Annotated in this window: 30 protein-coding genes and 1 pseudogene; 19 read left to right on the forward strand and 12 right to left on the reverse strand. The window is 69.9% G+C overall.

Annotated features, from left to right (window positions below; genetic code table 11):
• Window positions 1–425, forward strand: a pseudogene (locus ACFU95_RS23970) (transposase); the annotation flags it as partial.
• A gap of 8 nt (window positions 426–433) precedes the next feature.
• On the opposite strand, the gene ACFU95_RS23975 reads toward ACFU95_RS23970, so the two are convergent.
• The gene (locus ACFU95_RS23975; protein ID WP_383831138.1) at window positions 434–1036 is read right to left on the reverse strand and encodes a TetR/AcrR family transcriptional regulator; all 603 of its coding nucleotides are present in this window, start codon (window positions 1034–1036) and stop codon (window positions 434–436) included.
• A gap of 210 nt (window positions 1037–1246) precedes the next feature.
• Here ACFU95_RS23975 and ACFU95_RS23980 point away from each other — a divergent pair, with 210 nt between their 5' ends.
• The 9 genes from ACFU95_RS23980 (at window position 1247) to ACFU95_RS24020 (ending at window position 10879) form a co-directional block, all read left to right on the forward strand.
• The gene (locus ACFU95_RS23980) at window positions 1247–2182 is read left to right on the forward strand and encodes an alpha/beta hydrolase (protein ID WP_383831140.1); all 936 of its coding nucleotides are present in this window, start codon (window positions 1247–1249) and stop codon (window positions 2180–2182) included.
• A gap of 193 nt (window positions 2183–2375) precedes the next feature.
• Window positions 2376–3401, forward strand: coding sequence for an alpha/beta hydrolase (locus ACFU95_RS23985; RefSeq protein ID WP_383831142.1), 1026 nt, complete (start codon window positions 2376–2378; stop codon window positions 3399–3401).
• A gap of 16 nt (window positions 3402–3417) precedes the next feature.
• Entirely contained in the window at window positions 3418–4650 is a 1233-nt protein-coding gene (locus ACFU95_RS23990; protein ID WP_383831360.1) for an acyltransferase, read from the forward strand.
• A complete protein-coding gene (locus ACFU95_RS23995) occupies window positions 4643–6010 on the forward strand; it encodes a sensor histidine kinase (RefSeq protein ID WP_383831144.1) in 1368 nt (455 codons plus the stop codon). The genes ACFU95_RS23990 and ACFU95_RS23995 overlap by 8 nt, the downstream gene beginning before the upstream one ends.
• Complete coding sequence (locus ACFU95_RS24000) at window positions 6007–6681, forward strand: response regulator (RefSeq protein WP_383831146.1); 675 nt, start codon at window positions 6007–6009, stop codon at window positions 6679–6681. The genes ACFU95_RS23995 and ACFU95_RS24000 overlap by 4 nt, the downstream gene beginning before the upstream one ends.
• 134 nt (window positions 6682–6815) lie before the next feature.
• Window positions 6816–8156, forward strand: coding sequence for a sensor histidine kinase (locus tag ACFU95_RS24005; RefSeq protein WP_383831148.1), 1341 nt, complete (start codon window positions 6816–6818; stop codon window positions 8154–8156).
• Window positions 8153–8818 carry a response regulator gene (locus ACFU95_RS24010; RefSeq protein ID WP_383831150.1) on the forward strand — a complete coding sequence of 222 codons (666 nt, stop codon included), beginning with the start codon at window positions 8153–8155 and terminating at the stop codon, window positions 8816–8818. Before ACFU95_RS24005 ends, ACFU95_RS24010 begins: the two co-directional genes overlap by 4 nt.
• A 148-nt stretch (window positions 8819–8966) precedes the next feature.
• Complete coding sequence (locus ACFU95_RS24015; protein ID WP_383831152.1) at window positions 8967–9506, forward strand: hypothetical protein; 540 nt, start codon at window positions 8967–8969, stop codon at window positions 9504–9506.
• A 167-nt stretch (window positions 9507–9673) separates the two neighbouring features.
• The gene (locus ACFU95_RS24020) at window positions 9674–10879 is read left to right on the forward strand and encodes a cytochrome P450 (RefSeq protein ID WP_383831154.1); all 1206 of its coding nucleotides are present in this window, start codon (window positions 9674–9676) and stop codon (window positions 10877–10879) included.
• Between the two features lie 59 nt (window positions 10880–10938).
• Here ACFU95_RS24020 and ACFU95_RS24025 read toward each other — a convergent pair whose 3' ends face one another.
• The 3 genes from ACFU95_RS24025 to ACFU95_RS24035 all read right to left on the reverse strand — a co-directional run bounded on the left by ACFU95_RS24025 (window position 10939) and on the right by ACFU95_RS24035 (window position 12848).
• The gene (locus tag ACFU95_RS24025; RefSeq protein WP_383831156.1) at window positions 10939–11397 is read right to left on the reverse strand and encodes a hypothetical protein; all 459 of its coding nucleotides are present in this window, start codon (window positions 11395–11397) and stop codon (window positions 10939–10941) included.
• On the reverse strand, window positions 11385–11831 hold the full coding sequence (locus tag ACFU95_RS24030; protein ID WP_383831158.1) for a hypothetical protein: 447 nt from the start codon (window positions 11829–11831) through the stop codon (window positions 11385–11387). The genes ACFU95_RS24025 and ACFU95_RS24030 overlap by 13 nt, the downstream gene beginning before the upstream one ends.
• 579 nt (window positions 11832–12410) lie before the next feature.
• On the reverse strand, window positions 12411–12848 hold the full coding sequence (locus ACFU95_RS24035; protein ID WP_383831160.1) for an ATP-binding protein: 438 nt from the start codon (window positions 12846–12848) through the stop codon (window positions 12411–12413).
• Window positions 12849–13032: 184 nt separating this feature from the next.
• Here ACFU95_RS24035 and ACFU95_RS24040 point away from each other — a divergent pair, with 184 nt between their 5' ends.
• From ACFU95_RS24040 to ACFU95_RS24050, 3 genes are read left to right on the forward strand one after another with little or no spacing between them, the layout of a single operon-like run.
• Entirely contained in the window at window positions 13033–13902 is an 870-nt protein-coding gene (locus tag ACFU95_RS24040; protein ID WP_383831162.1) for a helix-turn-helix domain-containing protein, read from the forward strand.
• A complete protein-coding gene (locus ACFU95_RS24045) occupies window positions 13899–14093 on the forward strand; it encodes a DUF397 domain-containing protein (RefSeq protein ID WP_383831164.1) in 195 nt (64 codons plus the stop codon). The genes ACFU95_RS24040 and ACFU95_RS24045 overlap by 4 nt, the downstream gene beginning before the upstream one ends.
• Window positions 14090–14290 carry a DUF397 domain-containing protein gene (locus tag ACFU95_RS24050; protein ID WP_383831166.1) on the forward strand — a complete coding sequence of 67 codons (201 nt, stop codon included), beginning with the start codon at window positions 14090–14092 and terminating at the stop codon, window positions 14288–14290. Before ACFU95_RS24045 ends, ACFU95_RS24050 begins: the two co-directional genes overlap by 4 nt.
• Window positions 14291–14306: 16 nt before the next feature.
• On the opposite strand, the gene ACFU95_RS24055 is transcribed toward ACFU95_RS24050, so the two are convergent.
• From ACFU95_RS24055 to ACFU95_RS24065, 3 genes are read right to left on the reverse strand one after another with little or no spacing between them, the layout of a single operon-like run.
• Window positions 14307–15161, reverse strand: coding sequence for a helix-turn-helix domain-containing protein (locus tag ACFU95_RS24055; protein ID WP_383831168.1), 855 nt, complete (start codon window positions 15159–15161; stop codon window positions 14307–14309).
• A 24-nt stretch (window positions 15162–15185) separates the two neighbouring features.
• Window positions 15186–15713 carry a DUF6879 family protein gene (locus ACFU95_RS24060; protein ID WP_383831170.1) on the reverse strand — a complete coding sequence of 176 codons (528 nt, stop codon included), beginning with the start codon at window positions 15711–15713 and terminating at the stop codon, window positions 15186–15188.
• Window positions 15685–15945 carry a hypothetical protein gene (locus tag ACFU95_RS24065; RefSeq protein ID WP_383831172.1) on the reverse strand — a complete coding sequence of 87 codons (261 nt, stop codon included), beginning with the start codon at window positions 15943–15945 and terminating at the stop codon, window positions 15685–15687. The genes ACFU95_RS24060 and ACFU95_RS24065 overlap by 29 nt, the downstream gene beginning before the upstream one ends.
• A gap of 195 nt (window positions 15946–16140) precedes the next feature.
• Between ACFU95_RS24065 and ACFU95_RS24070 the strand changes: the two genes are divergently transcribed.
• Both ACFU95_RS24070 and ACFU95_RS24075 read left to right on the forward strand, forming a co-directional pair.
• Window positions 16141–16587: a hypothetical protein gene (locus ACFU95_RS24070; RefSeq protein WP_383831174.1), complete on the forward strand. Its 447-nt coding sequence runs from the start codon at window positions 16141–16143 to the stop codon at window positions 16585–16587.
• Window positions 16588–16662: 75 nt separating this feature from the next.
• On the forward strand, window positions 16663–17088 hold the full coding sequence (locus tag ACFU95_RS24075) for a hypothetical protein (protein WP_383831176.1): 426 nt from the start codon (window positions 16663–16665) through the stop codon (window positions 17086–17088).
• Between the two features lie 99 nt (window positions 17089–17187).
• Here ACFU95_RS24075 and ACFU95_RS24080 read toward each other — a convergent pair whose 3' ends face one another.
• Both ACFU95_RS24080 and ACFU95_RS24085 read right to left on the reverse strand, forming a co-directional pair.
• Window positions 17188–18792 carry an ABC transporter permease gene (locus tag ACFU95_RS24080; RefSeq protein WP_383831178.1) on the reverse strand — a complete coding sequence of 535 codons (1605 nt, stop codon included), beginning with the start codon at window positions 18790–18792 and terminating at the stop codon, window positions 17188–17190.
• Entirely contained in the window at window positions 18789–19697 is a 909-nt protein-coding gene (locus ACFU95_RS24085) for an ATP-binding cassette domain-containing protein (RefSeq protein ID WP_383831180.1), read from the reverse strand. Before ACFU95_RS24085 ends, ACFU95_RS24080 begins: the two co-directional genes overlap by 4 nt.
• A 73-nt stretch (window positions 19698–19770) precedes the next feature.
• Here ACFU95_RS24085 and ACFU95_RS24090 point away from each other — a divergent pair, with 73 nt between their 5' ends.
• Both ACFU95_RS24090 and ACFU95_RS24095 read left to right on the forward strand, forming a co-directional pair.
• Entirely contained in the window at window positions 19771–20268 is a 498-nt protein-coding gene (locus ACFU95_RS24090) for a GbsR/MarR family transcriptional regulator (RefSeq protein WP_383831182.1), read from the forward strand.
• An 86-nt stretch (window positions 20269–20354) separates the two neighbouring features.
• Window positions 20355–20960 carry a Uma2 family endonuclease gene (locus tag ACFU95_RS24095; RefSeq protein WP_383831184.1) on the forward strand — a complete coding sequence of 202 codons (606 nt, stop codon included), beginning with the start codon at window positions 20355–20357 and terminating at the stop codon, window positions 20958–20960.
• A 4-nt stretch (window positions 20961–20964) separates the two neighbouring features.
• Here the strand turns inward: ACFU95_RS24095 and ACFU95_RS24100 are convergent, their stop codons facing one another.
• Window positions 20965–21819, reverse strand: a complete 855-nt coding sequence (locus tag ACFU95_RS24100; protein WP_383831186.1) for a diacylglycerol kinase — start codon at window positions 21817–21819, stop codon at window positions 20965–20967.
• Between the two features lie 196 nt (window positions 21820–22015).
• Between ACFU95_RS24100 and ACFU95_RS24105 the strand changes: the two genes are divergently transcribed.
• Together ACFU95_RS24105 and ACFU95_RS24110 are read left to right on the forward strand one after the other, a co-directional pair.
• Window positions 22016–23299, forward strand: coding sequence for an adenylosuccinate synthase (locus tag ACFU95_RS24105; protein WP_383831188.1), 1284 nt, complete (start codon window positions 22016–22018; stop codon window positions 23297–23299).
• Between the two features lie 553 nt (window positions 23300–23852).
• The gene (locus ACFU95_RS24110; RefSeq protein ID WP_383831190.1) at window positions 23853–24611 is read left to right on the forward strand and encodes a hypothetical protein; all 759 of its coding nucleotides are present in this window, start codon (window positions 23853–23855) and stop codon (window positions 24609–24611) included.
• Here ACFU95_RS24110 and ACFU95_RS24115 read toward each other — a convergent pair.
• Window positions 24608–24877 (reverse strand): DUF397 domain-containing protein, encoded by a 270-nt coding sequence (locus ACFU95_RS24115; protein ID WP_383831192.1) that lies wholly within the window; start codon window positions 24875–24877, stop codon window positions 24608–24610. The two genes, ACFU95_RS24110 and ACFU95_RS24115, sit on opposite strands and share 4 nt — an antisense overlap.
• A complete protein-coding gene (locus tag ACFU95_RS24120; protein WP_383831194.1) occupies window positions 24874–25719 on the reverse strand; it encodes a Scr1 family TA system antitoxin-like transcriptional regulator in 846 nt (281 codons plus the stop codon). Before ACFU95_RS24120 ends, ACFU95_RS24115 begins: the two co-directional genes overlap by 4 nt.
• Window positions 25720–25804: the final 85 nt, after the last annotated feature.

Genomic DNA, 25804 nt, shown 5'->3' on the forward strand with positions numbered 1-25804 from the left:
CATATCTGCGGCGCTTCGACATCGAGCACACCTTCCGCCTGTTCAAACAGACCCTCGGCTGGACGTCCCCAAAGATCCGCACCCCCGAGGCAGCCGACCGATGGACCTGGTTGATCCTCGCCGCCTACACCCAACTGCGGCTCGCCCGCCCACTCGCAGCCGACCGGCGTCGTCCCTGGGAGAAACCCAGTTCCCCGGGCAGGCTCACCCCCGCCCGAGTCCGCCGCGATTTCCGGCACATCCGCCCACAAGCGGCCTGTCCAGCCCAGGCACCGAAACCTTCTCGTCCGGGCCCCGGACGACCACCGGGCCAGAAGAACACCCACCCCACACCCCGCCACGACGTGCACACACCCCGCAAAACACAGGCGGCGAAACAGCGAACGAGTAAGTCAACCACCCCACGACCACGCCGCACAGGTTAAAGATCAAGCTAGCCGACGTACACCCCCGCCACGGCGGCCGCGTGCGCCGCCCGCGCGGCGCGCTCCGCGGCGGGGGCGTCGGGGGCCACCCCGGTCGTCAGCAACTGGTAGTAGAGGGGCGCCGACACCGCCCGTACGACGGCGTCGGCGTCCGTCCCGACGGGCAACTCCCCTCTCGCCACGCCCTGTTCCACACAGGGCGCCCACTCCGCCACCCGTACCTCGTAGAACCGGCGCAGCGCCTGCGCCGTACGTTCGTCGCAGGTCGCCGCGGCGATGACGGCGCGGAACAGCGCGCCCTGCCGGGGGTCCGCCAACGTCCGTCGCACCAGCGCGGCGTTGGCCCGCAGGTCCCCCAGCGCGGACCCGGTCTCCTCGCGCGGCAGGGACTGCTCGGCCATGTCGGCGAGCAGGTCGGCCACCAGCGCGGTGACCGAGCCCCAGCGCCGGTACACGGTCGTCTTGCCGACCTCGGCACGGCGGGCGACGTCCGCGAGGTCGAGACCGTCGAAACCCTGTTCCACCAGGACGTCCCCGGCCGCCCGCAGCACGGCCGTACGGACCCGCGCGGTACGCCCTCCGGGACGTACGGTGCCGGGTTCGGCGGACATATCGGCCTCCTTGGCGCACGGGGGGCTGGGCTGCGCAGTGCGGTTTCCAGCGTAACGAAACGACAGGACCGTTTACCCCTCACCCAGCGTGACATCCGCGTGTCCACGCACGTCACCCGCCTGATACCGTCCCCGCCAACGGCCGACTTCCCACCCGGTCCGCCACCCCCGCTTTCCTCCAAAACCGTTTCGCCGCTGAGAGGTTGGAGCATGCCGAACGACGTCGCAGCAGCACGGGCCGCCGCCGAAGAGGAGTCCGCCTTCTCGCACCCGCCCGTCGATCCCGACGCCATCGCTACGTACGGCGACCACCCCGACCAGGTGATCGACTTCTACGCCCCGCGCGGCGGGGTCGCTCCGGGCGAGCAGGCCCCGCTGGTCGTCGTCCTGCACGGCGGGGCGTGGCGCGCACCCTACGACCGGCGGCATGTCACGCCGTTCGCGGACTTCCTGGCGCGGCGGGGGTTCGCCGTGGCGAATGTGGAGTACCGGCGGGGGGCCGAGGGCGCGGCGGGCGGGGGGAGCGCGTCCGGCGCGTCCGGTGCGGACGGTGGGGCGGGTTCGGGTGCGGGCGGTGGCCCGGTCGCCGGGCGCTGGCCGGACACCTTCGACGACATCGCCGCCGCGCTGGACGCGCTGCCCGCGCTCGTACGGGAAACGCTCCCGCAGGCCGATCCGCGCCGGACCGTGCTCACCGGCCACTCGGCCGGCGGCCACCTCGCTCTCTGGGCGGCGGCCCGCCATGTCCTCCCCGTCGGCGCCGCCTGGCGCACCGACCGCCCCGCGCCGCTGCGCGGTGTGGTGGCCCTGGCCCCGATCGCCGACTTCACGGTCGCCGACAAGCTGGACGTCTGCGGGGGCGCCGCGCGGCAACTCCTGGGCGGGGTGGTGGAGTTCGCCGAGCGTCGGCCGTACGCCGACCCCGCGCTCCTGCTCCCGACCGGCATCGCGACGACGCTCGTCCAGGGCCGCACGGACAACGTCGTCCCGCAGGCCGTCGCCGAGTCGTACGCGGACGCGGCGGCGAAGGCGGGCGAGGTGGTCGGCCTGACGCTGCTGGAGGACGTCGGCCACTTTGCGCTGATCGATCCGGCGGCGGACGCGTGCGCTGTGGTGGTGGAGGAGATCGCGCAGCTGGCGTGGTGAGGCGGTAGGTATGCGGCGGGGACGCGCCCGCACCGAGGTGACCTCCCGCACGGTGGTGGCCCCGGCATACCCGTAATACCTGAGAGCTACGTCGCAGGTGAGCTCCCTGGCGTGACGCGGACGACTGAGCCCGATCCGTAACTTCCCATCCAGACAAGCCCGATGGCCGGGCGGACTGGAAGGGAAGACGACCATGGGGCGTACCACGGGGGCAGCCGAGCCGAGCGTGCCGAGCAGGGCCCGCCGCACGCACAGACTGCGCCGAGCCCTCCTCGCCACCCTGATCACCGGCGCCGTGGTCGTCCCGCTGTCCGGCGCGACCCGTCCCGAGATACCCGCCCCGGCCCCGGCCGCGCTCGCCACCCCGGTGACGGCGGCGGCGCTGGACGAGACGTACGCGGCCAACCGCGCCAACGCCGTCGAGGCGTCCCGCATGGCCGCGGCCCATGGCGACCGCGATCGCGCCGCCGCAGACCGCGCGATGGCCGACCCGTCCCGCCACTTCCTCTCCTTCGACGGCCGCGGCTCCGGTCGGGCGACGGAGGTCTTCGGCGACCTGGCGCACGCCGACCGCATCGCGGTCCTGGTCCCGGGCTCCGACACCTCCATCGACACGTACGACCGTTTCCGCGACGCCGCCCGCGCCCTGCACGAACGGCTCACCCGGCAGGCCCCGCGGGGCACCCGCACCGCGGTGCTGGCCTGGCTCGGCTACGAGACACCGGCCACGGTCAGCACCACGGTCACGACAACGGACCGAGCCGACGAGGCGGCCCCGAAGCTACGGGAGTTCATACGGCAGCTGCGCGCACTCACGGCCGACGAGCAGACCGGCAAGCGGCCGCACATCTCCCTGCTCTGCCACTCCTACGGCTCGGTGGTCTGCGGCCGTGCGGCCTCCCACCTGGACGTCGACGACATCGCCCTGGTCGGGAGCCCCGGCACCGGCGCGGACACCGCGGCGGCCCTGCACACCCCGGCGCGCGTCTGGGCGGCCCGCGGCGGCGGCGACTGGGTGGCGGAGGTCCCCCACGTCAGGCTCGACCTGCTCGGCACGACGGTCGGCTTCGGCACCGACCCGATATCGCCGTCCTTCGGCGCCCGGGTCTTCGCGGCCGGCGACGGCGGCCACAGCGACTACTTCAGGCCGGGCTCGACGTCCCTGGCCAACCTGACCCGCATCGTCCTGGGCGAGACTCCGGAGGCGTCCCATGGCTGAGTCGATGGCTGAGTCGATGGCTGAGTCGACGGTGGCAGCGCGCCTGCGGGGAGCGTGGAAGGGCGTGCGCCGAGGCGCCGAGCAGGTCGACGCCGCCACCCCCGCCCACCGGGACCGGGCCGTCGACGCCCTGCGCGCCTTCGCCATCCTCGGCGTCGTGCTCGGCCACTGGCTGGTCACGGCCCTGGTGGCGGACGACGGCGGAGCGGGCCTGCACACCGCGAGCCCGCTCCGGCACATGCCCTGGCTGGCCCCGATCTCCTGGGTCTTCCAGACCCTCGCCGTGTTCTTCCTGGTCGGCGGTCATGTGGCGACCCGTGGCTACACCTCGGCGCGGGCACGCGGCACGACGTACGGACAGTGGCTGACGTCCCGTCTGTCCCGTCTGTTCAAGCCGGTGGCGGCCGTCCTCACCCTGTGGACGGTGGTGTCGGCCCTGCTGCTCCTCTCGGGCACGGACATCGACACGGTCCACACCCTGGCCAAACTGGCCCTGTCCCCCCTGTGGTTCCTCCTGGTCTTCGCGGCGTTGACCGCGGCCACGCCCCTTCTCCGCCGCCTCAACCCCCTGTGGCCCCTGGCCGTCGTCCTCCATGTGGACCTACTCCGCTTCGGCATGGGCGCCCCCGCCTGGCTCGGCTGGGTGAATGTGGCGGCCGGCTGGCTGGTGCCGTACACCCTGGGCGCGGCCTGGACCCGGGGAGAGCTGGAGCGCCGCCGCGCGGGCTGGATCCTGCTGACGGGCGGCGCCGCGGCGACGGCCGCGCTGGTCGCCTGGGCGGGCTACCCGGCGTCGATGGTCGGCGTCCCCGGCGCGGGCATCTCCAACCTCAACCCACCGACGCTGGCCGCCGTCACCTTCGGCCTGGCCCAGTGCGGCCTCGCGCTGCTCCTGCGCGAACCCCTGCGCCGCGCGATGCGCCGCCCCCTGGCCTGGGCCGCGGTGGCCCTGCTCAACCTCTCCGCGATGACGATCTTCCTCTGGCACCAGACGGCCCTGATGGCGACCACGGCCACGCTTCTGCCGGCGGGCCGTCTCCCCGGCCTGCACACCGTTCCCGACCACCTCGGCTGGGTGGCGGCCCGGCTGGCCTGGCTCCCGCTGTTCACCCTGGCCCTGGCCCTGTGCTGGACGACCTTCCGCGTCTACGAACAGGGCCCTCGCCGCTCGACCGGCCGCCGGTCCAGGGTCGTCGGGTCCCACTCGTCGTCTCGCGGCAGTGAAACGAAGGAGCACCACCATGCCTAGGGTTGGGCACGTGACGGAGACGGGAATCCAGCGCTCGTTCGCGAGCCGGGTGCGGCGCTGGCTGCGGGTGCTGCGCGACGACCTGTGGACCCTCAGAGCGGACCCGCTGCCCCGCTCCGGGCGGTTGCGACGGCTGCCGCACGTCGTGCTGTGCCTGGCCGCGATCGGCATCACCATCGGTGACACGGCACAGCTCCAGGACAACGGAGCGCTGGTCTTCGGGCTCGCCTTCCCGATCGCGATCGCGCAGGGCGGCGCGGTGGTGCTCGCCCTGAGGCGGCCGATCCCGGCCTGGTGGCTGTCGATGGCGGCCACCCTGCTCGGGGCCCTCGTGGTACGGCAGCGGCTGCTGTCTGGGGACGCGCACGATTTCACCTGGCCGTGGACGGCGGGCGGGCTCATCGGGCACCTCATCGTGCTGCTGTTGCTCGCGCTGCGCGTACCCACGAGGGTGTCCGCCGAGGCGCTGGCCCTGTCCCTGCTGGCCACCTACTTCCTTGAGAACGTGCTGGGTGCGCCGGAACAGCAGAGCACCGGGGTGCTCGCCATCCTGCTGTTCGCGGTCGCCGCCGCGCTCGGCATGGCACTGCGCGGCCGCAGGGAAGCCCGCGCCGAACTCGGCCGGCAGACCACGATCACCGCCGAGGAGCGGGCCCGGCGCACCCTGCTGGAGGAGCGCGCCAACATCGCCCGCGAGCTGCACGACGTGGTCGCCCACCACATGTCGGTGATCTCCATCCAGGCCCAGGTGGCCCCGCATCTGGTGGAGAACCCCTCCGAGGAGCTGAAGGAGAACCTCGCGGGCATCCGGCAGAACGCCCTCGACGCGCTCACCGAACTGCGCCATGTGCTGGGCGTCCTGCGCTCCGAGAACCGGGAAGACCCCTACGGCCTCGGCAAACCCGGCACCGGAGCCGCCCCCGACGCCCCCCAGCCCATGCTGGACCGGCTCGACGCCCTCATAGAGAACACCCGCGCCGCCGGACTGGACGTCGTCACCGACATCAGCGGCAAGGCTCCCCCCTACCCGACGGGCGTGGAGCTGTCCGCGTACCGGATCATCCAGGAGGCGCTCAGCAACGCCCTGCGGCACGCACCGGGCTCGGACGTGCGCGTCGAGATCTCCCACGGCTTCCACGGCCTGCGTCTGGGCGTCGTCAACTCCCGTCCACAGCACACCGTTCCGCCCTCCCCAGGTGCGGGACACGGCCTGCTCGGCATGCGTGAGCGAGCGACCATGCTCGGGGGACACCTCACCGCGACCCCCACCCAGCAGGGCGGTTTCGCGGTCTCGGCCTTCCTCCCGCGGGGCGAGACCCCGCCGGCCGCCCAACCCCTGACAGGAGAACCGACCCCATGACGAGCAGCCCCATCCGCGTACTCATCGCCGACGACCAGCAGATGGTCCGGCAGGGATTCTCCGTGCTGCTCAACACCAAGCCCGACATCGACGTGATCGGCCAGGCGGTCGACGGCCTGGACGCGATCGCGCAGGTCGCCGAGCTCTCCCCCGACGTCGTCCTGATGGACATCCGCATGCCCGAGCTCGGCGGCATCGAGGCCACCCGCCGCATCACCGCGGCGACCCCGGAGATCAAGGTGCTGGTGCTGACCACCTTCGACCTCGACGAGTACGTGTACGAGGCGCTGCACGCGGGCGCCTCGGGCTTCCTGCTGAAGGACGCCTCCGCCGACCAGCTGGCCGAGGCGGTCCGGGTCGTGGCGGCCGGCGACGCGCTGCTCGCGCCCGGCATCACCCGGCGGCTGATCGCCGAGTTCTCCCGCCTGGTCAAGCGGCCCCGCGCCCCGCTCAAGCAACGCGTCCGCGACCTGACCGAGCGCGAGACGGAGGTCCTCGCCCTGATCGCGCAGGGTCTGTCGAACGCGGAGATCGCCGAGCGGCTCGTCGTGGCCGAGCAGACCGTGAAGACCCATGTGGGCCGGATCCTGGTGAAGCTGGGGCTGCGGGACCGGACGCAGGCGGCGGTGTTCGCGTACGAGTCGGGTCTGGTGCGGCCGTCGGGACACTGAGCGCGGGCCCTGCCGTCATGTCCCGCGATGTCCCGTGCCACCAGCGGCGATACCCGTAGTACCTGAGATGGACGTGCGGGAACCCCTCTCACAGGGGACGACCGCTACAGCGCCTTGCGCCTACCGTTCTGTACGTGACCGAGACGACTCACCTCCAGAGCCAGCCGCCGGGGGACGGGGCCAGGCCGCCGCGCAGCCCGGAGTTCCGGGTGGCCGCCGAGGCCCTGCGCGGGCTGCGGCAGGACCTGCTCCACGACGCCTTCGCCTACCGCCCGATGCCTCGCATGCGGGTCGACGGCCCGCTGACCAGGAGGCTGCCGACGCGCCTGCGGGAGTACGCGTCCTGGACCCCGCACGCCCTGATCAGCGTGGCCGCGCTGTTCACGCTGATGCTCGCCAGCGTCGACACCAGTGGCCCGACCCTGCTGCTCGGCCCGCTCTGCGTGATCCCGGTGCTGCTGACCATGGTGCGGCCTGTCGGAGCGTTCTGGCTGTCCATGGCGGCCGTCCCGTTCGCCGGGGTGCTCAGCGCCCGCCTGGGCGACTGGCCATGGGTGCCCGGCGCCTTCGCCTGCCATCTGACGGTGCTGACGGTCGTGGCCATGCGCACCCGGCCGCGTACGGCCCTGTGGATGTGGCTGGTGACGGGGGCGTACGGCCTGGTCGTCGAGGCCGGGTTCGGTCCCGGGTTCTACGGCACGAACACCGGCCCCATGATGGTCGTCTCCGCGATGGCCCTGCTCGTCGTCGCCCTGTGGCACATACGCCATGAGGCGAGGCAGGAGGTCACCGCCCAGCAGACCGTGACCGCGCAGGAGCGCTCCAAGCGCACCCTGCTGGAGGAGCGCACCACCATCGCGCGCGAGCTGCACGACGTGGTCGCCCACCACATGTCGGTCGTGGCCATCCAGGCGGAGGCCGCCCCCTACCGGGTGGAGAACCCGCCGCCGGAGCTGGAGCGGGCCTTCGCCACCATCCGGGAGAACGCGGTGGCGGCACTCACCGAACTGCGCCGCATCCTGGGCGTCGTCCGCGCCGAGGACTACGAGGCCCCGGACGCCCCGCAGCCCACCCTCGCCGACCTGGAGGCACTGCTGGCGAACGTGCGGGACGCGGGACTGAGCGTCGAGAGGACGACGACCGGCGCGGTCCGCGAGCTGCCACCCGGCGTGGAGCTGTCGGCGTACCGGATCGTGCAGGAGGCACTCAGCAACAGCCTGCGGCACGCGCCCGGCGCGAGCGCCCGCGTGGAGATCGGGTACGTCCTGGGCGGCCTCGGTCTGCGCATAGTCAACGGCCCGCCGCCCGCGCCGGCCCTGCTGAAGCCCTCACCGGGTGCGGGGCACGGCATCACCGGGATGCGGGAGCGCGTCACCATGCTGGACGGCGAGATGACGGCGGGCCGGACGGAGGACGGCGGCTATGAGGTGGCCGTGTTCCTGCCGGTCGCCACGACCACAGAGGACGGCTCATGACCATCCGCGTGCTGATCGCGGACGACCAGATGATGGTGCGCGAGGGCTTCTCGGTCCTGCTGAACGCGATGCCGGACATCGAGGTCGTCGGCGAGGCGGTCAACGGACGGGAGGCGGTGGACCGGGTCCGTGAACTCTCCCCCGACATCGTGCTGATGGACATCCGCATGCCGGAGCTGAACGGCATCGAGGCGACCCGGGAGATCGTCGCGGCCGACAGCACGTCCAAGGTGCTGGTGCTGACCACCTTCGACCTCGACGAGTACGTCTACCAGGCGCTGCGTGCGGGGGCCTCGGGCTTCCTGCTGAAGGACGCCTCGGCACGCCAGCTCGCCGACGGGGTCAGGGTGGTGGCGGCCGGCGAGGCCCTCCTCGCGCCTTCCGTCACCCGGCGGCTGATCACGGAGTTCTCGAAGCTGTCCGACTCCCCGCGTCTGATGTCCTCCGCGCACGCCGCGTACGGGGATCTGACCGAGCGGGAGACGGAGGTGCTGGTGCTGATCGCGCAGGGGCTGTCGAACGCGGAGATCGCCGAGCGGCTGGTGGTCGCCGAGTCGACGATCAAGACCCACGTCAGCCGGATCCTGGTGAAGCTGGGGCTGCGGGACCGTACGCAGGCGGCGGTGTTCGCGTACGAGGCACGGCTGGTGACGCCGGGGTAGGGCCTGCTGTCGGATGCCTTGTGCGTGAGGGAGCGTGCGGTGCGGTCTGTTGGCGGTTTGTTGGTGGGACCCAGTTAGATCATGAGTGCTGCACGGGACGCGAACCCCACTGCAGCCCGGAATCCCACTGCTCAGCGAAGGGCACAGCATGCGCATGAAGCGTTCCGCCTCCGCCGCGGTCATCGTCGCCGCTCTGGCCGGCACCGCGGCCGTCGCGACCGCCACCCCGGCGGCGGCCGCCGACTACAAGTGCACCAGCTACGGCCAGTCGATCGACGACCCGTCGTACACGGGTCCCTGGCCCGACAACTGGAACGTCACCGTGTCGGTGTGCGCGAAGCGCTCCGGCACCACCGTCTACAGCTACGCCAAGATCAGCTGGTCCGGGGCGGAGCGCGCCACGGTCGACGACACCTCGATCTTCGACAACGCCTACTTCAAGCTCCAGATCAAGAAGTCGCAGTCCGGCACCGACCCGGTGAAGAAGTCGGCGAACTTCGGGGCCATCGAGGCCAAGATGGAGAACAGCAACTCCAGCGGCGACTACAAGGGCTCCTACACCACGGGCACCATCAGCTACCGGATCGGCTCCGGCAAGGGACTGGGCGACGGCGAGCTGCACCTCAACTGGAACAACGACGGCGCGGGCGACAGGACCTACGGGTTCAAGGCATCGCCGGTCGTCTGAGCGGGCGGGTTTCCAGGCGGTGCGTTTCCAGCGGGTGTGTATCTGAGGGCGCGGTCGGTGCTGCCGGGGGGCGGTGCCGACCGCGTTGCCTTCGCCGGGCCGGGGCGCCTCATACGGCGGCGAGACACCCCTGGTCAGAAGGCCCACCCCCGGGCTAGCGTCCGTTCATGGCAGCCTTCGACCCCTGGGACCCGGCGTTCCTCGCCGACCCGTACCCCGCCTACGCCGAGCTGCGTGCCAAGGGCCGCGTGCACTACTTCGAGCCCACGAACCAGTGGCTCGTCCCGCACCACGCCGACGTCTCGGCGCTGCTGCGCGACCGCCGACTGGGCCGGACGTACCAGCACCGGTTCACGCACGAGGACTTCGGGCGGTCCGCGCCCCCGCCGGAGCACGAGCCGTTCCATGTCCTCAACGACCACGGGATGCTCGATCTGGAGCCGCCGGACCACACGCGGATCCGTCGGCTGGTGTCGAAGGCGTTCACACCGCGCACGGTGGAGCGGCTGAAGCCGTATGTCGCCCAGCTCGCCGGGGAGCTCGTCGACGAGCTCGTGGAGAAGGGCGGCGGCGACCTGCTCACCGATGTCGCCGAGCCGCTGCCCGTCGCCGTCATCGCCGAGATGCTCGGCATCCCGGAGGCCGACCGTGCGCCGCTGCGGCCCTGGTCGGCGGACATCTGCGGGATGTACGAGCTGAATCCGCCGGAGGCCGTGGCGGAGAAGGCCGTACGGGCCTCCGTGGAGTTCTCCGACTATCTGCGCGAGCTCATCGCCGAGCGGCGTGAGAACCCCGGCGACGACCTCATCTCCGGGCTCATCGCCGCCCACGACGAGGGTGACCGGCTCACCGAGCAGGAGATGATCTCGACGGCCGTCCTCCTGCTGAACGCCGGACACGAGGCCACGGTGAACTCCACGGTCAACGGCTGGTACGCCCTCTTCCGCAACCCCGGCCAGCTGGCCGCCCTGCGCGCCGACCACTCCCTGATCCCGTCCGCGATCGAGGAGCTGATGCGCTACGACACCCCGCTCCAGCTCTTCGAACGCTGGGTTCTCGACGAGATCGAGATCGACGGCACGACGATCCCGCGCGGCGCGGAGATCGCCATGCTGTTCGGCTCCGCCAACCACGACCCGGAGGTCTTCGACACCCCCGCCCGTCTGGACCTCACCCGCTCCGACAACCCTCACATCTCCTTCAGCGCCGGCATCCACTACTGCATCGGCGCACCCCTGGCCCGCATCGAACTGGCGGCCTCCATGACGGCGCTGCTGGAACAGGCCCCGACCTTGAGCCTGGCGGCGGAGCCGGAGCGGAAGCCGAACTTCGTGATCCGGGGGCTGGAAGGGCTGAGCGTCGAGGTTGGCTGATCACCTGGCAAAGGAGCCCACCCTCTGGCGGGTGGGCTCCTTCTCGGCACTGAAGGTGATCACTGATAGTGCTTCAGTTCTCCGGGCCGCTCGAAGTAGAAACCTCGCGGCCCCTCCAGCTCACCGGTCCCTCCGCACAGGCACGGCGCGCCCCGTCCCTCGACCAGTCCGCGGCCGCTGAGGACGCGTTTGCCGTCGTGGCGTCGGCCGGTGGAGCCGAACAGGTGCGTTCCGCGGCCGAGCCGCATGATGCCCGCCACGACCTGCGCCGCCGGAACGGGCAGACCGTCAGCGACGAGTGGGACGAGCAGGAAGAGGTTTCTCTTCTCGCGCGCCGCGGGGCCGGTCCACAGAGCGACGGTCACTTCGGCCTTGTCTGGGTCGGGGTCCGGGTCCGGGATGCATCCACGCACGTAGTACGGCTTGGCCACCGGTCGGTCCGTGTAGCGCCAGAGCGCGGCCGCGACGGCTCGCTGCGCCTGGGCAAGGCACTGGGGAGAGCAGGTCAGTTGACCCACGAGGGGCACTTCGTCACCCCCCTGCAGTAGGCGGTGATGACACCGATCTTCCCCTTCCTGCCAGGGGCGGTGTACCGGTCGTCGTCCGTCTTCTTCGCGTAGCGGACCTTCACGACGAAGTCTACTTGGCGACCGTTGTGGATGGCCGATCCCCAGTACTCAAGGTTGCGGTGCTGGTCGGACCATTTGTCGGGCTTGCCGTCGAGGGCCGCGTCTATGAGCTTGCACGTCTTGATGTTGTGCGGCCCGGACAGGTGGCGCCATCCGAGTTCGGAGTTGCCGACGCGGGTGGGGATGCGGCGTCCGTCCCAGTCCTTCTGGACGCACTTCTCGTCGGTGTTCCAGGACGCCCGGGGGGCGGCGGACGCCGGGGTGGCGACCACGCCGAGCGGGATCAGGGTGGTGGCGATGACTATGGCGGCTACTTTCCTCAAGAGTTCCTCCCCGTGTTTGCAGTCCCGATGACCGTAGATCGCCCGGGAGGGAGGACACAGGGATTTTCACAGATCAGTCATGCAGTTTGCCGCTTGAGAAGGCGGCGACCACGGGATTCGCACAGTAGCGTCCGCAAGCGTCAGCTGCTTGTTGCCCCACGGGCGGCTCTTCTCGCCTCACGGTGTCTTCTGCCCAGGCGCGTTGAGCGGAGGCACGAGACTCCCTCGCGACGGCAGGCGTGTTCGCAGGTGAGGGCGTGGTCGAGCCAGTCGCGGAACGTGGCCATGACCGGGTCGTCCGGCTGGGCGGGTTCCCCGCCGTTGTCGGTGCTGCTCATGCCGGTGCCCATCTCGGTCGTACCTGTCCCAAGTGCGCTGTGACGTAGGGCCGCACGAGGTGTCTTTCCGCGTCCTCCAGGTGCCCGGCGCGTACGGGCACCCTCGCGGGCCGGCGCTCCCAGCACGCCTCACGGACCGGCATCGGCAACCACCGCCCGTGCCTGGCCCGATGACGTTCCGAACTCCTTGCCCAACGGCGCCAGCGGGCGTGATGAGGGCTGAGGGCGTTCCGCGGGGCGTTCATCGGGGCTCGTCCGCGAGGAGGAAGTACGCCCACACGCACTTGCTGAACGGCCGTAATTCGTGCCCCCAACGGGACGACAGTCCGGCGATGAGTGCCAGTCCGCGACCGCCGTCCCCCAGTGATGTGCTGTCCTCCGTGCGCGATGCCGGGACCCTGTCCCGGTCGGGGTCGGACACCTCAACCAGCAGGCCACAGCCCCGGATCGAGACCGTCACCTCGACCTGAGCATGTGTCACACGGCAGTGCCGTACGGCGTTGGTGACCAACTCGGTGGCGACTGTGGCGATGTCGTGGGCGAGGTCGCTGTCGAGGGACCAGTCCTTGAGGATGCGGCGCAACTCCGCGCGGGCTTGCGGCACTTGTCTTGTGTGTTTGGGGATGCGGAAGGTGTCGCTGCGGGGGTGGGTGGGGTGTGGGGCGGCGAGTTCGGGCATGGCGAATGGACCCCCTGACGTGCAGTCAAGTTGCGCCGGGTAGTGGCGCGATCACGTTGAGGCTAAAGCCCTCGTATGCCGATCAGCAACCCGAATCAGAACAGCACGTATGCTGAATTTGGCTTGGCTGTGATCTGAAGCCGCCTTAGAGTGGTGATCCGGACCTCACAGGAGAGGGGAAGCGATGCCCGCAGAGGGACGGCCTACCGTGCGCAGTAGGCGACTTGGAGCCGCGCTCAGGAGGTACCGCCAAGCGGCCAAGTTCGATCAGCCGCAGGCGGCGGAAGCGCTCGGCGTGCACCAGACTCGGATCAGCCGCATCGAGAGCGGGCATGTGAAGACGCGCATCGCCGAGATCCGCGTCCTGCTCGGCGCCTACGGCGTGGATGACCCTCAAGTCCGCATCAGGCTGGAGGACTTGGCGAAGCGGTCCAAGCATCGTGGGTGGTGGTTGGAGCACGCCGAGCATCTGCGGGCGGACTACCTCGATCACATCTCTCTGGAAGACGACGCGACTCACATTCGGGTGTGGGCGCAGGCGTTGGTGCCGGGCCTGCTGCAAACGCCCGCGTACGCGGAGTCGGTCATCACGGCCAGTCCGATCTACGTCGCTCCGGAACGTGTGGGGCAGATGGTCAAGGTGCGCGAGGCGCGTCAGGCGAAGATCGAGGAGGGCGGGGCGGCGTTCACAGCCATCATCTGGGAGCCCGTGATCATTCACCCGCTGGTGCGAGCTGAGATCCACCGGGAGCAGCTTGCGCGCATCATTGAGGTCGGCAGCAGGCAGAACGTAACCGTCCAGGTCCTCCCCTTGAGCGCCGGAGCGCTCGCGGGTGAGACGTCCGCCTTCGCGTCCTTCAGCTTCGGCACGGGGCCGGTCGTGGAAGCGGTGACGCTGGAGAACCTGCGGGGCACCTCGATCCTTGAGTCGCCCGAGGATCTCGCTGCTTACACGCTCGCGTTCGACCATCTACGATCGGCAGCACTGGCACCTGATGCGAGCGCGCAACTCATTCAGCGCGCGCTACAGAGAAGCAAGGACGATGCATCGTGACTCCTGAGTCCACAGGCCCCTTCCGGAAGTCGTCATACTCCGGGGCGCAGGGCGACTGCGTCGAGGTCGCCCCCACCTCTACCGGTGGCCGAGCCATTCGTGACAGCAAGGACCAGCACAGCCCCCACCTGCACGTCACCCCCGCCAGCTGGCATGCCTTCCTGGCGGGCGCCAAGAACGGATCATTGTGACCCCTGAGCCCACAGGCCCCTTCCGGAAGTCGTCGTACTCCGGACAGCAGGGCAACTGCGTCGAGGTCGCCCCCACCTCCACCGGCGGCCGTGCCGTACGTGACAGCAAGACCCCCCACGGCCCTCACCTCTACGTCGGTCCCGCCGGCTGGCATGCCTTCCTGGCAGGCGCCAAGGGCGGCTCGCTCGGCCAGTAACGCGGCGTCCAGGGGGTCAGCGCAGGGCCTCGATCGCGTGCAGGATCAGGGCCCGCGCGTCCGCCCCGTACACGGCCATGCGGCGCAGATGCTCGAACGTCTTGATGTAGAGGGCGACTTCGGACGGCTGGGTGACCTTCACGCGGGCCGATACCAGCTCGACGGTGGCAAGGGTGTCGTCGTACACGTGGAAGGTCTCTTCGGGCCACTGGCTCCGTTCGCGCGTCGCCATCGGGATGACGCCGAGTGAGACGGCTGGCAACGAGCCGACGGTGAGCAGGTAGCCAAGCTGGCCTGCCATCGTCTCGGCGTCCCCTATCCGGTAGCGCAGGATGGACTCCTCGACCAGCAGAACGAAGCGGTGCCCCCGCTCGTGAATGACCCGTGAGCGCTCCATGCGGGCCCGTGCCGCCTCGGCGCTGTCGTCGATCGGGAGTCCGTGAAAGCGGGCCGACATGCCGAGTACGGCGGTGGCATAGCTCTCGGTCTGCAAGAGGCCCGGCACGACGGTCGATGAGTAGACGCGGATGAGTTCGGCGTTCTGGTAGAGCCGGGCGGAGCTGCCCTGTAGCTGCTTGAGCCCGTTGCGGACCTGGTGCCGCCATTCCGTGTACATCGACTCCGCGTTGATGGACTGGGCGACGAGGTCCTGGGCCTGGTCCTCGGCGTGGGTGGCGGCACACCAGCGGCGGATGTCCCTCGCGGATGGACCGGTGAGGGCGTTCTCGATGCGGGAGGTCTTCGAGTAGTGCCAGTCGCAGGCGTCGGCCAGCTCAACGACCGTCAGCCCGGCTGCCTTACGAAGGTCGCGCAACCGTCTGGCGACGGTCTCGCGCGCGGCCTGGGCCGACGAGGACGGGGAGACGGACATGAGCTGGCCTACTGAGCTTCCCTGCTAGCGGATCTTGTACTCGTCATGCGGAATGGCACGCGCCCATACTGCTTCGAACGCCTCCATGCACAGTTTCGCAGCCGCCGGATCGTCGGAGATCTCCTGGCCGGCCGACGCCCCGTCGCCCGTGAAGTGGTTCCAGCGGATCACACGGTCGTCGAACAGCCAGAAGTCGTTCCCCGGCAGGGCGATGGCCGAGGCTTGGCGACGCGGCAGCCAGCGCACTTGCTCGCCTGCGGCGATGTTGGTGAACGTGCCCGAGTGCTCGTAGCGGATGTACTCGGTCACCGGCTCGGAGACGATCCGGGCTCGCCGTACTACGACGCCGCGGGCGGCGACTGCCTGCATCAGGTCTAGCCATGGTCGCCACCACGATGCGCGATCGTCTGGATCGTGGCGGAAGCCGTTGCGCCAGGCAGTGAAGGCTTCGACCTCTTCGTCTACGGCGTACTGGTCGCGCATTTCAAGGTGGACTGCGGAGTGTGCACAGTCCGCGAGCAGTTCAGCGAACGTCGGCTCGTTCGAGGGCATCGCACGCCTCCCTGATCATGGGTGTCATCCTGGCTGGGATACGGATCACTGCCTCGTCGTCCGGGATGCCCTTCGCGTGCCCGGGCACGTGGAAAGCGGCGCATTCCGCCTCCAGCTCGGTGCCCGGCTTCCAGCCCTGTAGGACGAACTCTTTCTTCTCCTGGTCGACCCACACGGTCGGACTCTTGTCGTCACCGGTGTTGGGGTCGATGCCGATGAACAGTAGCGACATGGCTGCCTCCGTCGACGAGTTGTGCAGTTCGTTGCATCAGCGTGGCTTTCCATACGCATCCGGTCAAGAGCGTGACGTCGCCAGGTCTCCTGGCAGGAGGTGTTCTCTGCACAGATCTGCACATCGCTGGCCTTGATGCCCGCCAGGCTCCTAACGTCGAGCACCAGTTGGGAGATTCGAAGAGAGGACTTCCGCATGACCGTGGCACCTGAACAGACGTCAATCGCCCAGCGGCAGGGTCGGGACCTGGTCAGCGCCGACGAGTTCGAGATGCTCGCCGCGTTCTGCGCGGAGGAGTACAAGATGGGCCGCGCCCTCGCGGACCGGGTCATGGATCAGGCCCTGGCCATGATTTTCGTGATGGGTACGACCCGCTCGGGCGACACCATGGCGCCGTCCCAGGTCGTCGACCCCGGCTGGCACACCGCGATCCTCCACACCGAGCGGTACGCCGACTTCTGTCGGAAGAACTTCGGATACCTCCTCCACCACCAGCCCAACAGCAAGATGCGCACCAAAGGCCTGATGGCCGACGTCACCACCCGGATCGAGGCCCAGGGCTTCCACGTCGACCGGATCCTGTGGGGCACCGCGGCCGAGTGCAACGCACCCACGTGCTGCGGCGACGGCCCCTGCTGCTGATCCCCGGCCACTGTCAGTGGCTGCCGTTAGAGTCCGGCCACTCACGTCCGGGAACCAGCACAAAAGGGAGCTTTCATGGCGACTGCCGAAGCCGCGAAGGGCCGGGGACGTCTCTGTGTCTTCACGATGTTCGGGCCCGTCTTCGGCTACGCGAGCAGGCTCGTGGACGGCCGTCAGGTCGCGTACATCGGCCCGGTCAACCCGGCCGTGCGCTGGCGCAAGGTGTGGGTGATGGCTGACCGGTGCAACCGGGCGACTGCCACGGAGACAGAGAAGGCCGCGTGGATCGTGACCCAGGCAAACCGGTCCCTCATCTGCGGCAGCGACGTCGTCGTGAAGCTCCCCGACGAGGACTGGGAGATGGAGGCAGGCGGCTGGCAGGTGGATCTGGGCACCTGGTGCGGGCAGAACACGCTCGTGACCGGCAATCTCTCCGTGCCGGCGCTGACCCCGGAGCAGATCGAGTCGAAGCCGACCCTGTATCCCGAGTACGCGACGTGACGCCTTCCCCCCTCCCCCTCCCCGCTTCTGGCCCGCGCGGCGAGGCCGCCCCCTCACCCCCGTCGGGGGCGGCGCCAGTAGGCGTCACGGTCACGCAACCTACGTCGACACATCCCGCCGCCGCAGCCCCGCCAGCCCTCCAGCCACCAGCAGCACCGCGAGCCCGGTGAGCACCAGCACCGCCCCCCACTCCATCCCCCCACCCGGCAACTTCGGCAGATGCCCGAACGGCGACAGATCCAGCACCACCCGCGGAGCATCCAGCGCGGGTCCGACCCAGCCGATCAGCAGCACCGCCCCGGCCACTCCCCACGCCCCCATCGCGGCGCGCGGCAGCACCCCGTAGAGCAGGACCGCCAGCCCGCCCACGACCCAGATCGCCGGGAGCTGTACCAGGCAGGCGCCCAGGATCGGGCCCACCTCCTTGCCGTAGCCGACGGCGAAGCCGAGCCCCGCCAGGAGCATGATCAGGACGGAGCCGCCGAACGCCACCACCAGATGCCCTGCGGCCCACCGAAGTCGCCCCACCGCGTTCGCCAGCACAGGCTCCGCCCGCCCCGCCGTCTCCTCGCCGTGCAGACGCAGCACCGACGCCACGACGTACAGCGCGGCGATCAGGCCCAGCATCCCCACCATCGACGCCAGAAAGGCGTCCGTCAGTCCCGACTGCCCGCCCATCCGCTCGAAGATCTCCCGCGCGTTCTCGTTGTCCCCGACCAGGTCGGCCACCCCGTCGGTCAGCCCGCCGTAGACGACCCCGGCGAGGAAGAAGCCGATCGACCAGCCGAGCACGCTCCCGCGCTGCAACCGCCAGGCCAGCGCACCCGCTGTGCCGAGGCGGCCCAGAGCAGGACCCGGGCGGGCGGGCAGGAAGCTCATCCCCACGTCCCGGCGCCCGGCGAGTTCGTAGGCCACCGCGCCCTGCACCAGCGCCGCCCCCGCGAACAGCAGCAGCACCCACCACCGTTCGCCGGCGAAGGCCCGCAGGTTCTCCAGCCAGCCCAGCGGCGACACCCACGTCAGGGCCGACGAGCCGTCGTCCGACGCCGAGTCGCCCGCCGCGCGCAGCACGAACGCGGCGCCCACCAGCCCCGCCGTCAGCCCCCGCGCCAGCCGGGCGCTCTCCGTGAACTGGGCGACGATCGCCGCCAGCGTGGCGAAGACCATGCCCACCCCGGCGAGTCCGAGCCCGAAGGCCAGCGCGCCGGTGGTGCCCTGGCCGGACAGCCCGGCCGTCACCAGCAGGGCCAGTACGGCGTTCGCGACCGCCGCCGTCAGCAGTGCCGCCGTCAGGGAGGCCCTGCGCCCCACCATCCCGGACGCCACCAGCTCCTGGCGCCCGCTCTCCTCCTCGTCCCGGGTGTGCCGTACGACGAGGAGCATGCTCAGCACCGCCGCGAGCGCGCCCGCGTACACGCCGACCCGCCAGGCCGTCAGGGCGCCGATCGAGTCGTCGAAGACCGGGCCGATCAGGGCGCGGAAGGAGGCGTTGGTCGCCGTGCTCCGGATGAGGTCGGCGCGTTCGGCGGGGGTGGCGTAGAGGTTCTCCAGCGTGTTCGGCATGGAGAGGATCATCAGCGTGTTCACCGCCACCCAGACCGGGATCATCACCCGGTCGCGGCGCAGGGCGAAGCGCAACAGCGTTCCGGTGCCCGCCAGTTGGCGCGAGCCTGCCGGTCGTACGTTGAAGGCGGTGGCGGTCATCGTGCGGCCGCCTCTTGCGGCGCGTCCGCCTGGTAGTGCCGCAGGAACAGCTCCTCCAGCGTCGGCGGCGTCGAGGTCAGCGACCGTACGCCGGACTCGCTGAGGGAGCGCAGTACGGCGTCGAGCTTGTCGGTGTCGACCTGGAGGCGGACGCGCATGCCTTGGACGTCGAGGTCGTGGACCCCGGGCAGGTGCGACAACCCGTTGGGCGGGCCCGCCAGTTCGGCCGTGACGCTCGTCCGCGTCAGATGGCGCAGGTCGGCGAGCGAACCGCTCTCGACCGTACGGCCCTTGCGGATGATGCTGACCCGGTCGCAGAGCTCCTCGACCTCGCTGAGGATGTGCGAGGAGAGGAGGACCGTACGGCCCCGGTCACGTTCCTCCTCCACGCAGCGCTGGAAGACCTCCTCCATCAACGGGTCCAGACCGGAGGTCGGTTCGTCGAGGATCAGCAGGTCCACGTCCGAGGCGAACGCGGCGACGAGGGCGACCTTCTGGCGGTTGCCCTTGGAGTAGGTGCGGCCCTTCTTGGTGGGGTCCAGTTCGAAGCGCTCGATCAGCTCTGCCCGCCGCCCCTTGTCCAGGCCGCCGCGCAGGCGGCCGTAGAGGTCGATGACCTCGCCGCCGGAGAGGTTGCGCCACAGGGTCACGTCGCCCGGCACGTAGGCGATGCGGCGGTGCACCTCCACCGCGTCCGTCCAGGGGTCGCGGCCGAGCACCTGCGCGCCGCCCGCATCGGCGCGCAGCAGGCCGAGCAGGACGCGGATGGTGGTGGACTTGCCGGCGCCGTTGGGGCCGAGGAAGCCGTGGACCTCGCCGGTCTCGACGTCCAGGTCGAGGCCGTCGAGCGCGTGCGTGCTGCCGAACGACTTGTGCAGTCCGGAGACGGTGATTGCCTTCGTCATGCTTCAGAACGTACGCTTCTTTCAGAAATTTGTGAAGTTAAGGAAGCGTATGAAGTCCGGATAGGGTGAGGGCATGACGGAATCAGCCGGAGCCGGCCGGGACGCGGAGTCCGTGTCGAAGTTCGTGGAGTCCTTCGCGGCGCAGCTCGTCGAGGCCGGGATGCAGCGCATGGCCGCCCGGGTCTTCGCCGCGCTGCTCGCCTCCGACAAGGGCGTGCTGACCTCCGCCGAACTGAGCGAACAGCTGCAGATCAGTCCCGCGGCCGTCTCCGGCGCGGTGCGCTACCTGGCCCAGACGCACATGGTGTCCCGCGAGCGGGAGCCCGGTTCACGCCGGGAGCGCTACCGGGTGCACGGCGACCAGTGGTACGAGGCCCTGACCAACCGCGAAGCCGTCCTCAAGCGCTGGGAGGCGGCTCTGCGCGAGGGCGTGAGCAGCCTCGGCCCCGAGACCCCGGCGGGGCGCCGCATGGCCGAGACGCTCGCCTTCTTCGAGTTCGTCGAGGGCGAGGTCGCGGCGATGATGGAGCGCTGGCGGGTCCATCGGGAGAAGACGTTCGGGCAGGGCTGAGCTCGGAGTCGGGAGATCGTCTGCGCGGGCGTAGTGGAATCGCTACGCTGAGTTGCGGCTGGTCTGCATCAAAGGGAGGGCGCATCATGACGTTGATGACTGAGCGACCGACGATAAGCGGCACCGAGCCCCGCGGCTTCGAGGCGTTGCTTGACGACCTCGACGAGCTGATCGCGCCGGACGGCTACAAGGCCGAGATCATCAGGGGGAGCATCGTCTTGTCGCCGTTTTCGAAGGGGTACTACACCGACGTCATGGAGCTGATCTGTGATCAGCTCCGGCCTTGCCTTCCCGAGGGGCACCGCATCAGCTACGGCCCGAATCTTTACGTCTTTCCGGGGGATGAGCGTGCATACGGGCCGGATGTCCACGCGGCGCCCCGACGAGCGTTCAGGACGACCAGTAACCGCCTGGACGGCGACGCCCTCTCCTTCGTTGCCGAGCTGACCTCTCCCTCCACCCGTGACGACGACCTGACCGACAAGGTCTTTGTCTACGGCAGGGCAGGCGTCCCCGTCTACCTTCTCCTCGACATGCAGGAAGAGCAGTCCACCGTGTTCTGGACGCCCTCCGCCAAGGGATACGAGTCACGCTGCACGAGGCCGTTCGGCGAGAAGCTCCCGATCCCCGCCCCGTTCGACTGCACGCTTGACACCACTGGTTTCCAGGCCCCTGAAGCGGACGAGGCCTGACCGCTCACCCCGGCACCGTAAGCCCCCAAGCCCCCTCCCGCACCACCCACGTCCGCGTCCGCACCGGCCCCGACACCTCCGTGTCCGCCCGGTACCGGAAGTGCGCCCCCGACACGGTCACCGTCCGTCCAGCGGCCAGCAGGGGCGACGCCTCCGCGCCCACCGACAGCGGACGCACCTCCACCTCGGCCACGCCGTCGGCGCCCGGTGTCACCGAGACCGCCTCCACCGGCTGGTCGAGGTCCACCAGCAGCGCCCCGTCGACCTCGACGCGCAGTCGCGAGGGCCCCGACCCGGCCGGGGAGGCGCCCCGCGCCGGTACCAGGGTCCGTACGAGCGACTGGCAGGTCCGCAACCAGGGCCGCCCCGCACCCACCCCCACCGCGGTGGCCCCGTCCGGCGCGGCGGGGTCCCGTATCGGGGGGATCCGCAGCCCGCCCAGCACCACGCCGTCGCTGTCGTCCACGAGGAGGTCCAGGCGCCGCTCCACGCCCTCCAGCACCGCCCGGGCCGCCGCCACCGCCCCCGTGGGCACCCCGAGGGATTCGGCCAGCGAGAGCGCACCGCCGACCGGCACCACCGACAGCACGCATTCGGCCAGCTCCCGCCGCCGGTGCAGCAGGGCCACCGCACGGGCCAGCGCCCGGTCGTCGCCCACGACCACGGGCCGCCGCGACCCCCTGCGGGTCAGCGCGCGGGCGAACTCGTCCGGGTCGTCCGGCAGACATACCTTCGTCGCCGCACCCGCGCTGAGCACGTCTTTCGCGATCCTGACGGACTCCCCGTCCGTCCGCCGGGCAGCCGGATCGATCACCACCAGCAGCTGATCGGACATCGCGAAAGTCGCCACCTCGGCCATGCCTCGCTTCCTCGGGTAGCATCTTTGTGCAAGAGCCCCTTGCGCTATTGCGCCAGGGGCTTCGTCTATTCCGGGGCCATCCGGTCCGACGGTTCACGGCCAACGACGGTCGTGACCTGTCGTGGTGTACACGGCGGAGACCCTCCGTGTATACCCCTGACCTTGGACATGCCCCGCCCGGAAGGGGTGTACGCGCGTGCCCGCACTTGTGCTGCTCGGTGCTCAGTGGGGTGACGAAGGTAAGGGAAAGGCGACGGACCTGCTAGGCGGATCCGTCGACTATGTGGTGCGCTACCAGGGCGGCAACAACGCCGGCCACACGGTAGTCGTGGGTGATCAGAAGTACGCCCTCCACCTGCTCCCTTCCGGAATCCTGTCCCCGGGGTGCACCCCGGTCATCGGCAACGGTGTCGTCGTCGACCCGTCGGTCCTGTTCTCCGAGCTGAACGGGCTGAACGAGCGTGGCGTCGACACGTCCAAGCTCCTGATCAGCGGTAACGCTCACATCATCACGCCGTACAACGTGACGGTGGACAAGGTGACGGAACGCTTCCTCGGGAAGCGGAAGATCGGGACGACCGGCCGCGGTATCGGGCCGACGTACGCGGACAAGATCAACCGTGTCGGCATCCGGGTCCAGGACCTCTACGACGAGTCGATCCTGACCCAGAAGGTCGAGGCGGCCCTCGACGGCAAGAACCAGCTCCTCACCAAGGTCTTCAACCGCCGCGCCATCGACGTGGGCCAGGTGGTCGACGAACTGCTGGGCTACGCCGACAAGCTCGCGCCGTACGTCGCCGACACGGTCCTGGTGCTCAACCAGGCCCTGGAGCAGGACAAGGTGGTCCTCTTCGAGGGCGGCCAGGGGACCCTGCTCGACATCGACCACGGGACGTACCCGTTCGTCACCTCCAGCAACCCCACCGCCGGCGGTGCCTGCACGGGCGCCGGCGTCGGCCCGACGAAGATCAGCCGGGTCATCGGCATCCTGAAGGCGTACACGACCCGTGTCGGCTCCGGCCCCTTCCCGACCGAGCTCTTCGACGAGGACGGCGAGGCGCTGCGCCGTATCGGCGGCGAGCGGGGTGTGACGACCGGCCGTGACCGCCGCTGCGGCTGGTTCGACGCGGTGATCGCCCGGTACGCGACCCGCGTGAACGGCCTGACCGACTTCTTCCTCACCAAGCTGGACGTCCTGACCGGCTGGGAGCAGATCCCGGTCTGCGTGGCGTACGAGATCGACGGCAAGCGCGTCGAGGAGCTCCCGTACTCCCAGACCGACTTCCACCACGCGAAGCCGGTCTACGAGATGCTGCCGGGCTGGAGCGAGGACATCAGCAAGGCCAAGTCCTTCTCCGACCTCCCGAAGAACGCCCAGGCGTACGTCAGGGCGCTGGAGGAGATGTCCGGCGCGCCGATCTCCGCGATCGGCGTGGGTCCGGGCCGGGACGAGACGATCGAGATCAACTCGTTCCTGTAGGACCCCGCGACCCCGCACCCGATTCACGGGTTCCGCGGGTTCCGGGAACGCGAACGCCCGGCCGGTCATCCGGCCGGGCGTTTCCGTGCGCATGGTTCCGCACGAACCGCCGAGTGCTGAGCGGATCACGGCAGGCATCAACTCTCCTGCGAAGAAGGGGAGTCGAGTGCGCCGCCGATGGCCTGGGCACCCGGTGGCCTACTCTCGATCCACGATGAACGCCGGTCGCTCACGGGGGATGGTGTCCGTGGATCAGATCGCACCCGCACTGCTCACGGCCCTCGCCACCGGCACCGCGGGTGCCGCCGGGCGACTGGCGGCGAGGGCGGGTACAACGAGCTCTCCGGGGGGACGTTCCAGGGGCCGGTCATCCAGGCCCGGGACTTCGACGGGCCGTTGAACCAGGCCGTCAGCGCCGACTTCCACGCAGCTCTCGCACCCCGTCAGGGTGGGCTCAACCGGCGTGGCATTCCTGGCCGACTCGACGGCCGCGGCTGATCAGCCTGAGAGGTGCTCCGTGTGTGATGCGCAGCCGGACGGGAGTTCCCCATATGTGGGATGGGAAGAAGCCGTCGCGATGCTGTGTGCGCTACGAAACGCGGTGCCGGTCGGCGTGAGAGGTCTGCCGCCCGGCTGGACGAATTTCACACCCGGAGAGTTGGTGGAGAAATTCGGAACGGCGTCCTGCTGGCATGGTGCACGCAGGCTGGCGAACTCCCTCAAGGCCGAGCCGGGATTGACGGCCCTGCTCCTGGAGATACGCCCGCGGGGAACGGCGCTGGTCGGCTTGCGTCATCGAATCAAGAGGATCGTCAGCACATGCCAGAAGGTCCACCGCATTTCTCTGGAGGAGGGGTGTGGCGCGGCGACTGCGGCGGATAGGGTGTCCGACCTGCTTCGATACACCGTCCAGGTCGGTGATGTCATTGATTTGGTGCCGGCGGTCGAGGATTTCGCGGAAGCGGCTCGGGGTGCCGATCTCGATATCGTCGATGCGCGGCACTATTATCTCGACGACTCCCGATACAAGGGAGTTCATCTCTACCTGGCGGACCGTGCGAAGCTGGATGTGTTCGAGGTTCAGTTCCACACCGCGCTGGAATGGGCCGTGCTGAACGGCCCGAACCACGACCTCTACAAGGTCTACCGGAATGTTGCCACTCCGCCCGAGCAGGCCGAGAAGGCATTGGCCGAGCTGAAGCGACAGGCGGCATCGCTGCCGCATCCGCCCGGGTTGGCGCGGCTGGAAGCTCCGTCCGGAAGTCTGGCCGCTTGCGGTGGGTGCGCGCGGGGGTGGCCGACTCCGCGTTAGTCGGTGCCGGCCGGCTGCCCGTCGAGGAAGGCGGTCCAGGCCCCGCCGGAGACGGTGAGGTTCGGGCCGCCGGGGTTCTTCGAGTCGCGGATGTGGATGGCGGTGGCCGCGGTGGCGTGGGGGCAGGGGGCGACTTCGACGCAGTTGCCGCCGCCGCCGTCGCTGTACGAGGACTTGCGCCAGGTGTAGGCGACTTCGAGGCAGTTGCCGCCGCCGTCGTCGCTGTAGCTCGACTTGAACCAGCGAAGGCTTCCGGTGCCGGTCATCGTTCCTCTCCTGCCAACCGCTCGATGAAGGCCAGTGAGTCGTCGGGACTCAGGGCCTGTGCACGGATACTCGCATAGCGGCGTGCGAGATGGGACACCTCCGCCGGGTCGCTGACGAGAATGGCCTGGTCCTCGATCTCCATGTAGACGACGTGCTCGTGGTCCTTGGTCTCCACGAGCTTCATGGGGCCGCGAGCGCCCGCGTAGGTTCCGCGCAGCCCTCGGTCCAGGGGCAGCACCTGCACGAAGACGTTGTCCCTCTGGGCGTCCTCGGCGAGCGAGCGCAGCTGCCCGCGCAAGATTTCCCAGCTGCCGAACGGGCGCCGCAGCACGCTTTCTTCGAGGATCAGCTCGATGTGCGGGGTCGGGTCCCGGTCGAAGAGCGCCCGGCGGGCCAGCCGGGCTTCCACCAGTTCTTCGCGCCTCTGCTCTGACACGGGTGGATAGCCACCCCCGATCAGCGCCCGCGCGTAGTCCTCGGTCTGGAACAGGCCGTCGACGACCAGCGTCTCGTACGAGCACAACGTGACCGCCCCGGCCTCCAACTCCGAGAACCCACGGAAGCGCGCCGGGTACTTCTCCAGCAGCATCCACTTGCGGGCCTTCTCGAAGACGCCCAGCCCACCCCCGAGCTCCTCCTCCAACTTCACCAGCATCTGATCGCTCGCGGGCTGCGCACACGTCTCCATCGCGCTGACCGCCGCCGCCGTGTACCCCAGCTTGTCGCCCAACTGTGGCTGTGTCAGCCCGTGTTGCTCCCGCAGCGCCTTCGCCAGGGCGGCGACCACATGGGCCGTACCGCCTGCCTCCACCTTGTTCTCCGCCCGCGCCATTGCGGTCACCTCCGAACTCAACCGAACTCAACCGGTCACAACTCACGGACCCCAGCACTCAACCGTGTTCAACCAGCCACGCAGAGTCATGGAT

It is taken from the genome of Streptomyces sp. NPDC057623 (assembly GCF_042800355.1).
Classification (GTDB): domain Bacteria; phylum Actinomycetota; class Actinomycetes; order Streptomycetales; family Streptomycetaceae; genus Streptomyces.